Origin of the sequence: Isoptericola sp. NPDC056573, from assembly GCF_042793335.1 — a bacterium.
GTDB lineage: Bacteria > Actinomycetota > Actinomycetes > Actinomycetales > Cellulomonadaceae > Isoptericola.
Map to the genome: position 1 here is coordinate 147,819 of NZ_JBHTUY010000007.1, position 13,905 is coordinate 161,723.

General features: G+C 76.1%; 13 protein-coding genes and 1 riboswitch. Of the genes, 11 read left to right on the plus strand and 2 right to left on the minus strand.

What is annotated here, in order from left to right; all coding sequences use genetic code 11:
- Positions 1–2: 2 nt before the first annotated feature.
- The 11 genes from ACFQ8E_RS13990 (at position 3) to ACFQ8E_RS14040 (ending at position 13,039) form a co-directional block, all read left to right on the plus strand.
- Positions 3–983, plus strand: coding sequence for an ABC transporter permease (locus ACFQ8E_RS13990; protein WP_430551159.1), 981 nt, complete (start codon positions 3–5; stop codon positions 981–983).
- Entirely contained in the window at positions 980–1,897 is a 918-nt protein-coding gene (locus ACFQ8E_RS13995; protein WP_430551160.1) for an ABC transporter permease, read from the plus strand. The genes ACFQ8E_RS13990 and ACFQ8E_RS13995 overlap by 4 nt, the downstream gene beginning before the upstream one ends.
- The gene (locus ACFQ8E_RS14000) at positions 1,894–3,621 is read left to right on the plus strand and encodes a dipeptide ABC transporter ATP-binding protein (protein WP_430551161.1); all 1,728 of its coding nucleotides are present in this window, start codon (positions 1,894–1,896) and stop codon (positions 3,619–3,621) included. The genes ACFQ8E_RS13995 and ACFQ8E_RS14000 overlap by 4 nt, the downstream gene beginning before the upstream one ends.
- Positions 3,618–5,018: a M20/M25/M40 family metallo-hydrolase gene (locus ACFQ8E_RS14005; protein ID WP_430551162.1), complete on the plus strand. Its 1,401-nt coding sequence runs from the start codon at positions 3,618–3,620 to the stop codon at positions 5,016–5,018. Before ACFQ8E_RS14000 ends, ACFQ8E_RS14005 begins: the two co-directional genes overlap by 4 nt.
- A 107-nt stretch (positions 5,019–5,125) precedes the next feature.
- Positions 5,126–5,593, plus strand: a complete 468-nt coding sequence (locus ACFQ8E_RS14010; RefSeq protein ID WP_430551163.1) for a GNAT family N-acetyltransferase — start codon at positions 5,126–5,128, stop codon at positions 5,591–5,593.
- Between the two features lie 86 nt (positions 5,594–5,679).
- A riboswitch (SAM riboswitch) is annotated at positions 5,680–5,793 on the plus strand.
- A 14-nt stretch (positions 5,794–5,807) separates the two neighbouring features.
- Complete coding sequence (locus ACFQ8E_RS14015) at positions 5,808–7,136, plus strand: O-acetylhomoserine aminocarboxypropyltransferase/cysteine synthase family protein (RefSeq protein WP_430551164.1); 1,329 nt, start codon at positions 5,808–5,810, stop codon at positions 7,134–7,136.
- Entirely contained in the window at positions 7,133–8,452 is a 1,320-nt protein-coding gene (locus ACFQ8E_RS14020; protein WP_430551165.1) for an LLM class flavin-dependent oxidoreductase, read from the plus strand. Before ACFQ8E_RS14015 ends, ACFQ8E_RS14020 begins: the two co-directional genes overlap by 4 nt.
- 190 nt (positions 8,453–8,642) lie before the next feature.
- Positions 8,643–9,884 carry an LLM class flavin-dependent oxidoreductase gene (locus tag ACFQ8E_RS14025; protein WP_430551166.1) on the plus strand — a complete coding sequence of 414 codons (1,242 nt, stop codon included), beginning with the start codon at positions 8,643–8,645 and terminating at the stop codon, positions 9,882–9,884.
- An 81-nt stretch (positions 9,885–9,965) separates the two neighbouring features.
- Entirely contained in the window at positions 9,966–11,357 is a 1,392-nt protein-coding gene (locus ACFQ8E_RS14030; RefSeq protein ID WP_430551167.1) for an NtaA/DmoA family FMN-dependent monooxygenase, read from the plus strand.
- A gap of 19 nt (positions 11,358–11,376) precedes the next feature.
- Positions 11,377–11,895, plus strand: coding sequence for a gamma carbonic anhydrase family protein (locus ACFQ8E_RS14035; RefSeq protein ID WP_430551168.1), 519 nt, complete (start codon positions 11,377–11,379; stop codon positions 11,893–11,895).
- Positions 11,896–12,019: 124 nt separating this feature from the next.
- A complete protein-coding gene (locus ACFQ8E_RS14040; RefSeq protein ID WP_430551169.1) occupies positions 12,020–13,039 on the plus strand; it encodes an aldo/keto reductase in 1,020 nt (339 codons plus the stop codon).
- A gap of 31 nt (positions 13,040–13,070) precedes the next feature.
- On the opposite strand, the gene ACFQ8E_RS14045 is transcribed toward ACFQ8E_RS14040, so the two are convergent.
- Positions 13,071–13,436, minus strand: a complete 366-nt coding sequence (locus tag ACFQ8E_RS14045; RefSeq protein ID WP_430551170.1) for a nuclear transport factor 2 family protein — start codon at positions 13,434–13,436, stop codon at positions 13,071–13,073.
- 50 nt (positions 13,437–13,486) lie between these two features.
- Entirely contained in the window at positions 13,487–13,879 is a 393-nt protein-coding gene (locus tag ACFQ8E_RS14050) for a hypothetical protein (RefSeq protein WP_430551171.1), read from the minus strand.
- Positions 13,880–13,905: the final 26 nt, after the last annotated feature.

Below are 13,905 nucleotides of genomic sequence, written 5' to 3' on the forward strand. Positions count from 1 at the left end.
GGATGACCCGCTACGTGCTGCGGCGCGCCGGGCAGGGGGTGTTCGTCCTCTGGGCGGCCTTCACCGTCGCGTTCTTCGTCCTCTACCTGCTGCCCAGCGACCCGGCCGCCCTGGTCGCGTCCGGTGGCGGCGAGGTGAACCAGGTCGACCCGGCCCAGCTGGCCGCGCTGCGGGCCGAGTACGGGCTCGACCGCCCGGTCCTCGTGCAGTACGGCGCCGCCCTGCTCGCCGCGCTGACCGGCGACTTCGGCACCTCCTACGTGAGCGGCGCACCCGCGACCACGCTCGTCGCGCAGGCCCTGCCCGAGACGCTCAAGCTCACCGGCACGGCGCTGGTGGTCGCCGTCGTCGGGGGCACCGCGGTCGCCGTGGCCAGCGTCTTCCCGCGGGCCCGGTTCCTGCGCCAGGCGCTGTCCGCGCTGCCGCCGCTCGGGGTCGCGCTGCCCACGTTCTTCGTGGGCCTGGTGCTGCTGCAGTGGTTCTCGTTCCGGGTGCCGGTGTTCCCGGCGATCGGCAACGACGGCGCGATCAGCCTCGTGCTGCCCACGATCACGCTCGCCGTCCCGGCCGGGGCCCAGCTCGCCCAGATCCTGTCCCGCTCCCTGCGGGGCACGCTCGGCGAGCCCTACGTCGAGACGGCGTGGGCCAAGGGCGCGAGCCGCACCCGGGTGCACCTCGCGCACGCCCTGCGCAACGCCGCCATCCCGGCGTTCACCGTGCTCGGCGTCATGGTGGGCGGCCTGCTCGGGGGCGCCGTGGTCACCGAGACGGTGTTCTCCCGCGTCGGGCTCGGCCGGCTCACCGTGCAGTCGGTCAACCAGCAGGACGTGCCCGTGGTCCTGGCGATCGTCGTGCTGTCGGCGCTCGTCTTCGTCGTCGTCACCCTCGTGGTCGACCTCGTCTACCCCCTGCTCGACCCCAGGATCCAGGTGCGGGCCCCGCGCCGGGCCCGCACGAGGCGACCCACGGCGGTGACCGCATGACGCTCCAGACCCTCTCCCGGCCCGCGGCCCGGGCCGCCGCTCCCGTCCCGGCGACCGCCGCCGGCGCGGCGCGCGACGGTCGCCCCCGGGCCGCCGTCCGCGCCGTCCGCCACGTGCTGCGACGGCCGGGGCTGCTGGTCGCCGTGGCCGTGCTGCTGCTCGTCGCCGCCTGGGCGGTCGTGCCGCAGGCGTTCACCGCCCAGGACCCGCTGGGCGGCGTCCCCGCCGACCGGCTGCAGGCGCCGTCGGGCGCGCACTGGTTCGGCACCGACCACCTGGGGCGCGACGTGTACGCCCGGGTGGTGCACGGCGCGTCGCTCACGCTGCGCACGACGGCGCTCGCGGTGGTCGTCGGCCTCGTCCTCGGTTCCCTGCTGGGCCTGCTCGCGGGCTTCCTGCGCGGCTGGGTGGACGACGTGATCGGCCGGCTGGTCGACGTGCTCCTCGCGATCCCGAGCATCCTGCTTTCCCTGGCGATCATCACCGCGCTCGGCTTCGGGCCGGTCAAGGTGGCGATCGCGGTGGGCATCGGCTCGGTGGCGACCTTCGCCCGCGTCATGCGGGCCGAGGTGCTGCGCGTGTCGACCTCCGTGTACGTCGAGGCGGCCCGGGCGTCCGGGCTACGTTGGCCCGCCGTGCTCGGGCGCCACGTGCTGCCGAACTCCTCCGGCCCCGTGCTGGCGCTCGTCGCCCTCGACTTCGGCACCGCCGTGCTGGCCGTGTCCGCGCTGAGCTTCCTCGGCTACGGCACGCCGCCACCAGCGCCCGAGTGGGGCGCGCTCGTCTCCGGCGGGCGCGACTACCTCGCCACCGCGTGGTGGCTCACCACCCTGCCCGGGCTCGTCATCGTGGCCGTCGTGCTCGCCGCCAACCGTGTGTCGCGGGCCCTGGAGAAGTCGGGAGAGGACCAGTGACCGGAGCAGCACGCCCGCCGGCGGCGGAGGCGCCCGCGCCCCAGACCCCGGTGCTCGAGATCAGCGGCCTCGAGGTGGCCTACCGGGCCGCCGACGGCGGCACCCGCCCCGCCGTGCGGGGCGTGGACCTGCGGGTCGGGGCGGGAGAGGTGGTGGCCCTGGTCGGCGAGTCCGGCTCGGGCAAGAGCACGACGGCGCACGCCGCCCTGCACCTGCTTCCCCGCGGCGGCGAGGTCACGGCCGGCCGCATCCGGCTCGACGGCCGGGACCTGTCCGACCTCACGGCGAAGGAGTGGCAGGACGTGCGCGGCCGCCACGTGGGCCTGGTGCCGCAGGACCCGACCGTCTCCCTCAACCCGGTGGTCCGGGTGGGGGACCAGGTCGCCGAGGTGCTCGTCATCCACGGGTTGGCGCGCCGCGCGGACGCCAAGGTCCGCGCCGTCGAGCTGCTGCGCCAGGCCGGCGTGGACGACCCCGCGGCGCGGGCGCGCCAGTACCCGCACCAGCTCTCGGGCGGCCTGCGTCAACGGGTGCTCATCGCGATCGCCATCGCGGCCGGGCCCCGCCTGATCGTCGCGGACGAGCCGACCAGCGCCCTCGACGTCACCGTGCAGCGCCGCATCCTGGACCACCTCGACTCGCTCGTGCGCGAGACGGGCACCGCGGTGCTGCTCATCACCCACGACCTGGGGGTGGCCGCCGACCGGGCCGACCGCATCGTGGTCCTCGAGCAGGGACTGGTGGTCGAGGAGGGCCCCGCCGCCCGCCTGCTCGCCGAGCCGCAGCACCCGTACACGCGCGCGCTCCTGGCGGCCGCGCCGAGCCTGGCGAGCTCGCGCCTCGTCGTCGGCGGCGACCGCGGCCCCGCCCCCGACGCCGAGCGGCGCGCGGAGCCGGCGCCGTCCTCCGTGGAGGGCACGGCGTCGCCGGTGCTCGCGCTCGACGGCGTCCGCAAGGAGTTCCCGCTGCCGCGCGGGGCGGAGCGCCGCACCCTCGTCGCGGTCGACGACGTGAGCCTCGCCGTGGGGCGGGGGCGCACCTACGCCCTGGTCGGGGAGTCCGGCTCGGGCAAGAGCACGACGGCGCGCCTGGCGCTGCGTCTCGAGCAGCCCACGGCCGGGAGCGTCGTGTTCCGCGGCGAGGACATCACGGACGCGCGCGGACGGGAGCTGCGCGCGCTGCGACGGGGCTTCCAGGTGGTGTACCAGAGCCCGTACGCGTCGCTCGACCCCCGGTTCACGGTGGAGCAGATCGTGGCCGAGCCGCTGCGCGCCTACGGCGTCGGCGATCGTGCGGAGCGCGCCGACCGGGCGCGGGCCCTGATCGAGGACGTCGCGCTGCCGGCCGACGTGCTGCGGCGCGGCCCCCGGGAGCTCTCCGGCGGCCAGCGCCAGCGCGTCGCCATCGCGCGGGCGCTCGCCCTGCAGCCGGAGCTCGTCGTGCTGGACGAGCCGGTGTCCGCGCTCGACGTCTCGGTGCAGGCGCAGATCCTCGAGCTGCTGGTGCGGCTCCAGGCCGAGCACGGGCTCGCGTACCTGTTCATCTCGCACGACCTCGCGGTCGTGCGGCAGGTGGCCGACCAGGTCGGCGTGATGAGCCGCGGCCGGCTCGTGGAGCAGGGTGCGGCGGACCAGATCCTGCTGGACCCGCAGGAGGAGTACACGCGCGAGCTCGTCGCGGCCATCCCCGGCCGCCGGGCCGTGCAGAGGCTGGAGACGGTATGACGACCACGACGACCTCCACGACGACGTCCACGACGACGGCGGCGCCCACGAGCGGCGGGCGGCGGCTCACGACCGAGGAGGTGCTCGCGGGCCAGACGGTCGAGCTGTTGCGCGCGCTCATCCGCAACGCGTGCGTCAACGACGGCACGGTGGGCTCGGGCCAGGAGGTCCGCAACGCGGAGACCATCGCGGACTTCCTCGACGGCGCCCGGCTGGAGCTCGAGCGGGTGGAGCCGCAGCCCGGGCGCACGTCGCTGGTCACGCGCGTGCACGGCACCGACCCGACGGCGCCGAGCCTCGGCCTGGTCGGGCACACCGACGTCGTCCCCGTCGAGCCGGACGGCTGGAGCCGCGACCCGTTCGGGGCCGAGCTCGTCGACGGCTGGGTCTGGGGCCGGGGCGCGATCGACATGCTCGGGCTCACGGCGGCCTACGCCGTCGTGACGCGGGCGCTCGCGACCTCCGGCCGCCCGCCGCGCGGCGACCTGCTGCTCGCCGCCGTCGCGGACGAGGAGCACGGCAGCGTGTGGGGGGTCGACTGGCTCACCACCCATCGGTGGGACCTGGTGCGGGCCGACCACGTGCTCACCGAGTCCGGCGGCGTGCCCGTGGGGCCGCTCGGGGCGCGGACGCTGGCCGTGGGGGAGAAGGGCGGCGCCGGCCGGCTGCTGCGCGTGCACGGCCGGCCCGGGCACGGCTCCGGCCCGTGGGGCAGCAGGAACGCCATCGTCATCGCCGCGGAGGTGGTGCGGCGCATCGCCGCCGCCCGCGGCCCCGTCGTCGTCGGCGACCTCTGGCGCCGGTACGTGGACGCGCTGGCGCCGGAGCCAGACCTGCGCGCCGCCCTGCTCGACCCGGAGCGGCTCGACGACGCGCTCCCGCGGCTCGGCGCCCTCGGCGCGGTCGCGCACGCCACGACGCACACGACGCTCGCCCCGACCGTCATCGGCGCCGGGTCCAAGCCGAACGTCATCCCGGGCCTGGCCGAGATCACGCTCGACATCCGCGTCCTGCCGGGCACCCGGCCCGGCGACGTCGAGGCGCTGCTCACCGAGACCCTCGGGGACCTGGCGGAGCACGTCGAGATCGTGGGCGACCGGTTCGGCGAGCCCTCCCTGTCGCCCACGGACAACGACCTGTACCGCGTCATCGAGCGGACGGTGTCGGCCCGCACCGGGGGCGCCCCCGTGGTGCCGACCCTCGGCACGGGCGGCACCGACGGGCGGTTCTACCGGCGCCGCGGCGTCCCGGCCTACGGCTTCGGGCTGCTCAGCGCCGACTGGGACCCCGGCGCGTGGCGCGGGCTGTTCCACGGCAACGACGAGCGGGTCGACGTCGCCTCCCTCGAGCTCACCACCGCCGCGCTGCACGACGTCGTCACGACGTTCCTGCGCTGAGGGCGGGCATGGGAACGGCCACCGCCAGGGTCCCCGGCCCCGCGACTCCCGGGGACGGCCCGCCGGGACCGGCGCGATGGGTCGCCACCGGATGGGACGACCGCCGCGTGGCCGCCCTCCGGGACGCCATGGACGCGGACCTCGCGCCCCGCTACGCCGCCCTGCGCGCCGAGCGGGCCCGCCTGTTCGCGGCGCGCGCGCCCGGCGGCCTCCAGGTCGTGCCGACGGCCGAGGAGGTCCTCGTGACCTGGTTGGCCCTCGTCGGCGACGAGCCTGTCGCGACGGCGTCGCTGCGCCGGCTCGGCACGCCGGACGCGGCGACCGACGCGGTGACGTACGAGGTCAAGCGGCTCTTCGTGCGCCCCGCCCACCGGCGGCGCGGCCTGGCGGCCGCGGCGTTGACGGCGGTGGAGGGCTCGGCGCGGGAGCGGGGGATCGGCGAGCTGCGGCTGCAGACCGGTGTGCTGCAACCGGAGGCGGTCGCGCTCTACGAGCGCGAGGGGTGGCGGCGGATCCCGCCGTACCCGCCCTACCCGCCCGAGTCGAGCGTCTGCTTCGTCAGGTCGCTGCGTTAGCCGGGACAGCACGTGCGGGTCCGGCATACGAGACCGCGCCGGACCGGGGTTGACGGCCGCGCCCTCGTCGGCTTCCCTGCGCCCCAGGTGACGAGCGCCAGTGCCAAGGCCCGGCTGGCTGGCCGGCAACCCTTCGACGTGACGGGGTGCCCCGGGAGCGACCTGACCGCCGCGCGACCGCGCGGGGGTAAGCACGGTTCTCCTGGAGACGACGTTGACGACCCTGACCGAGACGCACCCCACCGACCCGACCCGGCCCCACGGGTTCACGACGAATCAGGTCCACGCCGGAGGTTCCGAGGGCGACGGCCCCGGGAGCGCCAGCCCGCGAGCGACCCCGATCCATCTCACGGCGGGGTTCCGGTTCGCCGGCTACGAGGACGCCGAGGCGCACTTCGGCGCCGGCGAGGGATACGCGTACACGCGCCACGGCAACCCGACCACGGAGTCCGTCGAGCGCCGGATCGCCCGCCTGGAGGGCGGTGCCGAGGCGCTGTTCCTCGCCTCGGGCCAGGCGGCGATCACGACGACGCTCCTCGGCCTCGTCGGCGCGGGCCAGCGCGTGCTCGCCTCGCCCAGCCTCTACGAGGGCACGCGGGGGCTGTTCCTGGAGAACCTGCCCCGCCTCGGGATCGAGTCCGACTTCGTCGCGGACCCCGCGGACGTCCGCGCCTGGGAGCGGGGGATCACCCCGGACACCCGGGTCGTGTTCCTGGAGTCGATCCCCAACGCGCGCGGCGACGTGCACGACCTCGCCGCGATCGCGCGGGTCGCGCACGCCCGCGGTCTCGCGTTCGTCGTCGACAACACGCTGGCCACCCCGTACCTGCTGCGACCGATCGAGCACGGCGCCGACGTCGTGGTGCACTCCGCGAGCAAGTTCCTCGCCGGGCACGGGTCGGTGCTGGGCGGGGTGGTGGTCGACGCCGGGACGTTCGACGCCGAGGCGTCGGGCCGGCTGTACCCGCACCTGGTCGCCCCGTCGCGGCTCGGCGGGGCGAGCCTCGTCGAGCGGCACGGCGGCCGGGCCCGGATCGCCTACCTCCGCGAGAGCGTCGCGCCGCGGTTCGGGCCGACCCCGTCGCCGATCAACGCGTTCCTCGTGGGGCAGGGCGTCGAGACGCTCTCGTTGCGCGTGGCACGGCAGAGCACGAACGCGCTGGCCGTCGCGCGGTTCCTCGAGGGGCGGCCGGAGGTCGACCACGTGGACTACCCGGGCCTCGGTTCGAGCCCGTCGGACGGGCTCGCGCGCCGCTACCTGCCCGACGGGCAGGGCGCCGTCCTGCAGGTGACGCTCCACGGCGGCGCGTCGGCGGCGCGCCGGTTCGTCGAGGGCCTGGGGATCGTCACGCACATGACGCACGTGGGCGACGTGCGCTCCCTCGTGCTGCACCCGGCGAGCACCAGCCACGTGCTGCGCACCCCGGCCGAGCAGGCCGCGCAGGGCGTCCACCCGGGCACGCTGCGCCTGTCCGTCGGCATCGAGGACCTGCCCGACCTCCTGGACGACCTCGAGCGCGGCCTCAAGGCGGTGGCGGCATGACCCGGCTGCAGCACCTCGGCTGGTTCCTCGCGCGCGGCTTCGGCCCGCACGGCTGGGGCCACGACTCCCTCGGGTGGGGCTACGACTGGACCCGGCCGGACCTCTACCAGGAGTCCGCGCGGGCGCTGGACCAGGCCGGGCTCGACCTGCTGATCATCGAGGACGCGCCGTCCCTCGGCGGGCCCGAGACGCTCGACCTGCGGGTGCGCGCCGCGTTCGGCGGGCCCAAGCACGACCCGCTCCTGCTGGCCCCGTACCTGTTCGCCGCGACGCGGCACCTCGGCGTCGTGCCGACCGTGAACCCGGCCGCCGTCCTGCCGTACACCGCGGCGCGGCAGCTCGCCTCGCTCCAGCACCTGTCCGGCGGGCGGCTCGGGATCAACGTCGTGACGGACGTCGGCAGCGCGCGGCACTTCTCCGACGCGCCACCGCTGTCCCACGACGCCGCGTACGACCGGGCCGAGGAGTGGCTGGCGGGGGTGCGCGACCTGTGGCGCAGCTGGGACGACGGCGCGCTCGTCGCGGACCCGGTGACCGGCCGGTACGCCGACGGGTCGCGGCTGCGGCCGGTGCGTCACCGCGGCGAGCACTACGCGTTCGACGGGCCGCTGAACGCGATCCCGTTCCCGGACGGGGACGAGCCCGCGATCGTCTCGCCCGGCGGGTCGGCCCGGGGCCTCGGGTTCGCCGGGGCCAACAGCGACGTGCAGCTCGCGCTGGCCCCGCTGACCCAGGAGGGCGTGCGCGCCTACCGGGCGAAGGTGCACGCCGCGGCCCGCGACGCGGGGCGGGCGCCCGAGGACGTCAAGGTGCTCTTCGCGATCAAGCCCGTGCTGGTGTCCAGCCCCGAGGAGGCGGACCGGGTGGTCGCTGCCTCGGCGCGCCCTGACGAGGCGACCCTGCTCCGGGTCGCCGAGCAGCAGTCGAGCGACCTGGAGACGGACCTCACCGCCCTCGACCTGGACGCGCCGCTGCCGCCGGGGACGTTCGGCGAGCACGTGTCGCACGGGTCGGTGCGGCGGCTCGTGGGGGACCACGACGTCGCGACGACGCCGCTGCGCGCCCTGCTCACCGCGTTCGCGCGGGCCGGGCGGATCGCCGACCGCAGCGGGTGGGTCGGCACGGCCGACGAGCTCGCCGACCTGATCGAGGAGCTCGGCGAGTGGGGCAACGACGGCGTGCTGCTGTGGGGCGACCTGCACCCGGTCACCGTGCACCGCACGCTCGACGAGCTGGTGCCGATCCTGCGCCGCAGGGGGATCCTGCGCACCGAGCACGCCGAGGGTGGCCTGCGCGCCAACCTCCGCAGCTTCTGACCGTGGCGGCCGGGGCGTCCGCCGCCGGCCTGCCGGGCCGACCGTCTCACCTGAAGAGACGCTCGGCCGGAACCCTGGGGCGCCGCGCGCCGCGGACCTAGGTTCCCGCCACCGGGACCGGCCGTCATCGCCCCGGGGCCCCGGGCCCCGCGGCGGCACGGACATCGACGCAGACTTCGAGGAGCAGCACATGTCGAGCACCACCACCCCGAACAGCATCCCGTCGGCCGCGCGACCGGTCGTCGCCGTCGCCCTCGACGGCGCGGGCTGGCACCCGGCCGCGTGGCGGGAGCCGGCGGCCCGCCCCGAGGCCCTGACCGACCCGCACTACTGGGTGGACCTCGCCCGGCGTGCCGAGGCGGGCCTCGTCGACCTCGTGACCTTCGAGGACAGCTTCGGCCTGCCGACGGTGCCGTACGACGACCCGGACGGGGAGCGCGTCGACCGCGTGCGGGTGCGGCTCGACGCCGAGCTGGTCGCCGCGCGGGTCGCCCCCGCCACCCGGCACGTCGGCCTCGTCCCGGTGGTCACCACCACGCACACCGAGCCGTTCCACGTCTCCAAGGCGCTCGCCACGCTCGACCACACGAGCCGCGGGCGCGCGGGTTGGCAGGTGCGGGTGTCGGCGGTCGCCGCCGACGCGGCCCTGACCGGCCGTCGCGAGGTGCCCGAGGTCGCGTTCGAGGACTTCCTCGCGGTGCGCGGAGCCGAGCACGTGGCCGACCTGTTCGACGAGGCCGTCGCCGTCGTCGACACCGTGCGCGCGCTGTGGGACTCGTGGGAGGACGACGCCGAGATCCGCGACGCCGCGACGCGCCGGTTCATCGACCGTGACAAGGTGCACCGGGTCGACGCCGAGACGCCCTGGTTCTCGGTGCGCGGGCCGTCGATCACGCCGCGCCCGCCGCAGGGCCAGCCCGTCGTGACCCTGCTCGCGCACGCCGCGATCCCGTACGAGGCGGCCGCCCGGGCGGGCGACGTCGTGTTCGTCACGCCCGCGGACGACGCCGGCGCCCTGGCCGTGCTCGCCGACGTGCGCGCGGCCGAGGAGCGCGTCGGGCGCACCGGCGAGCCGCTGCGTGTGGTCGCGGACCTCGCCGTCGTGCTGGACACCCCGGGGGAGCGCGGCGCGGACCGCCTCGCGCGCCTGGACGACCGTGCCGGCGGGCCGTGGGTCACCGACGTGCGCGTCGTCGTGGGCAGCGCGGCCGAGGTCGCCGACGTCGTGGAGGCGTGGGTGCGGCTCGGGTACGACGGCGTCCGGCTGCGGCCCGCCGTCCTGCCCGACGACCTGGACGCGATCACCGCCGACCTGCTGCCCGAGCTGCGGCGCCGTGGGCTCGCGCGCAACTCCTACGACGCCGACGGCGCCACCCTGCGCGGGCTGCTGGGCCTGCCCGCCGACGTCCCGAACCGCTTCGCCGCCGTCTGAGACGGCCCTGGCAGCGCCGACCGTGGCAGCGCCGACCGTGGCATCGCCGACCGTGACACCGCCGACCGAGAGGACCCGACCATGAGCATCCCCGAGAACAAGCCCCGCAAGCAGATCATCCTCGGCGCCTACCTGGGCGGCGTGAACCACCACACCCTGTGGCACCTGCCCGAGGCGGGCAGCCAGATCGACTTCTCGTCGTTCGAGCACACGGCACGCACCGCCGAGCGGGGGCGCTTCGACTTCTTCTTCCTCGCCGAGGGGCTCGCCCTGCGCGAGCGCGACGGCGAGGTCTTCGACCAGGACGTCGTCGGGCGCCCCGACACGTTCACCGTGCTGGCCTCCCTCGCGGCCGTGACGGACCACCTGGGCCTCGCCGGCACGATCAACTCGACGTTCAACGAGCCGTACGAGCTGGCCCGCCAGCTGGCCTCACTGGACCACCTCTCGGGCGGGCGCGCGGCGTGGAACGTCGTGACGAGCTTCGACGCCTTCACGGGGGCCAACTTCCGGCGCGGCGGCTTCCTCGACCGCTCCGAGCGCTACGAGCGCGCGGCCGAGACGCTGGCCACCGTGCGCGAGCTGTGGGACTCCTGGGCCGACGACGACCTCGTGATCGACAAGGAGGCCGGCGTGTTCGCCCCGCGCGGCGCCGGCGCCTTCCGGCACTCCGGCCCCCAGTTCGACGTGGCGGGGCGGTTCGGGGTCCCGCGGCCGCCGCAGGGCCACCCCGTGATCCTGCAGGCCGGGGTGTCCCCGCAGGGGCGGGACTTCGCCGCGGCCGGTTCCGACGCGATCTTCTCGCCGTACGGCAGGTTCGAGGAGGCGCGGGAGTACTACGTGGACGTCAAGGCGCGGGCGGCGCGGCTCGGGCGCAACCCCGACCACCTGAAGATCCTGCCCAGCGCGTCCTTCGTGCTGGGGGACACCGAGGCCGAGGCCCGCGAGAGGTCCCGGTGGGTGCGCGAGGAGCAGGTGCCGGGCCGGACGGCGCAGATCCTGCTGGAGCAGATCTGGAACCGCGACCTGTCGGGGTACGACCCCGAGGGCCCGCTGCCCGACGTCGAGCCCCTCGTGGACGCGCCCCCGTTCATCGCGGGGCGGGCGCTCATCCACGCCGACCGGCCCGCCACGGTCGCCCGCCTGCGGGCGCGGGCGCAGGCCGAGGGGCTCTCGCTGCGGCAGACGGCGATCGAGGAGTTCACGCGCGGCAGCTTCGTCGGCACGCCCGCGCAGGTCGCCGACGCCCTCGACGACTTCGTGCAGCGCGACGGGTCGGACGGGTTCGTGCTCGGCTCGCACCTGGTCCCCACCGGGCTCGACGAGTTCGTCGACCGCGTGGTCCCGCTGCTGCAGGAGCGGGGGTCGCTGCGCACCGAGTACTCGGGCTCGACCCTGCGGGACAACCTGGGGCTGCCCGCGCCCGTGCGCGCAGACTCCGCCCGGGCGGAGGTGACGGCCGCCGGCGTGTGACGACGGTAGGGTCCGGGTCATGGCGACGGTGCTCCCCTTCGACGGCCACACCCCCGAGATCGACCCCACGGCGTGGGTCGCCCCGACGGCGACGATCATCGGACGCGTGCGCATCGGGCCGCGCGCCAGCGTGTTCTACGGCGCCGTGCTGCGCGGCGACATGGACGCGATCGTGCTCGGGGAGGGGTCGAACATCCAGGACAACTGCGTGGTGCACACGGACACCGGCGTGCCCGCGACCATCGGCGCCGGGGTGGGCGTGGGGCACGGCGCGATCATCCACGGCGCGACCGTCGGGGACGGCAGCCTGGTCGGCATGGGCGCCACGCTGCTGAACCACGCCGTCGTGGGCGAGGGCGCGTTCGTGGCCGCCGGGGCGCTGGTGCGCGAGGGGCAGGAGATCCCCGCCGGGCACCTCGCCGTGGGCGTCCCCGCCAAGGACCGCGGGCCGCTCGACGCCGAGGGCGCCGAGCGCGTGCGCCGCAACGCGATCGAGTACCAGGAGCTGGCCGAGCGGCACCGCCGCTCGATCGGCTGACACCGCCGGCTGACACCGCCGGCTGACACCGGCGGCGACGCCCCTCGGCGGGGCCGGGCGTCCAGCATCCGAGAGGCGCGCCGCCGGCCTTGCGGGGCCGCCGCGGGGGTGGTCGGCTGCGCGCATGACGACACCCTCCACGGGCACCCTGCCCACGCGCGCACTGCCGACCCGCACCCTGGGCTCCGGCGCCCACGCCCTCACCGTCTCGGCCGTCGGCTTCGGCGGCATGTCGGTGGCCGACTCCTACGGCCCGGCCGACGCCGCGGAGGCCGAGGCCGTGCTGCGCCGCACCCTCGAGCTCGGCGTCACGCTGATCGACACGGCGGACGTGTACGGCGCCGGTCGCAACGAGGAGCTCATCGGGCGGGTGCTCGGCCCGCAGCGCGACCGGATCGTGCTGGCGTCGAAGTTCGGGCTCGGGAAGCATCCCGACGGTCGCCCCGTCGACGGGCGCCCGGAGTACGTGCGCGCCGCGATCGACCGGTCGCTCGCCCGGCTCGGCACGGACCACCTCGACCTGTACTACCTGCACCGGGTGGACCCGCAGGTGCCGGTGGAGGAGACCGTCGGCGCGCTCGCCGAGCTGGTCGCGGCGGGCAAGGTCCGCGCGATCGGGCTCTCCGAGGCGGGCGCGGACACGGTGCGCCGCGCGCACGCCGTGCACCCGGTCACCGCCGTGCAGAGCGAGTACTCGCTCTGGACGCGCGACCCCGAGGACGCCGTCCTGCCCGCGCTGCGCGAGCTCGGCATCGGGTTCGTGCCCTTCTCCCCGCTCGGGCGCGGCATCCTCACCGGCACGGTCGACCAGGTGACCGACCTGGCCGCCGACGACGTGCGCCGCAAGCACGCCCGCTACGCCGGGGAGGCCTTCGAGCACAACCGTGCCCTGGTGCGGGCGCTGGAGGACCTCGCCGCCACCCGGGAGGTCACCACCGCGCAGCTCGCGCTCGCGTGGCTGCTCGCGCAGGGCGAGGACATCGTGCCCATCCCCGGCACCAAGCGCCTGCGCTACCTGGAGCAGAACGTCGCCGCCGCGTCGCTCGACCTGGGGCCCGACGACCTGGCGGCGATCTCCGCGGCCATCCCGCGCGGCGCCGTGCAGGGCGTGCGGCACCCGCAGCCCGACCTGCTGGAGGCCTGAGCGCTGCAGGCCCGAGCGGCCGCCGGGCCGGTCAGGCCGGCTCGGCGGCGGGCGCGAGCGTGGCAGCCAGCACCCGCCACCCCTCGCCGGCACGCACCCAGAGGCGCGTGTAGACCAACCGCGCGGACACGGCGGTGCCGCCCTGGATCGCGTCCACGGCGGCGACCAGCCGGGTCGTCCCGCTCGCGACGTCCTCCTGGACCTCGAGCGACTCCTCCTCCAGGCGGGTGATCTGCAGGAAGCCGGAGCGGTAGCTCTCGAGGTCGTCGTGCTTGGAGAAGACGGACCCGTCCGGGCCTGCCCCGACGCACCGAGGGTGCAGCAACGCCTCGAGCGCGTCGACGTCTCCGGCGCGCTGGGCGGCGTGCAGCGCGTGCTCTGCAGCAAGAAGGCTCATCGCCCGAGCCTACGCACCGCCGAGCCCGTACCGCGCCGGCGTGCATGCCCTCACTCGTCGGCAGACACGAGCCAGAACGGCGCGGTCTCGCAGCCGTTCGTCGTCACGCCGTCAGGCAACCGGTCGTGCGCCCCTCCCACCAGCTCGACGTCCTCGCCCAGAGGCGGGATCGGCGCCTCCGCAGGGAAGATCACGGTGTAGACCGTGTCCGAGGACTCGTCGTCGACGACGATGCACCCGTGGACCGCGGCGACCCGTCCTCGGAGGAGGGCCTGGTCACCTCCGGCGCCCGTCGGTTCGTAGCGGGCGACGACGACGTCGGGGTCGACGCTCGGCCCGGGCGCCGTCTGGCACCCCGCGAGCACGGCCACGCCGACCGTCAGCAGGGCCACGCTCGACACACCGCGCCCGCGCATCCGCCGCCCCGCTCTCGTCGCCGTCACCAGGCGTCTGTGGTGCAGCACGGGCG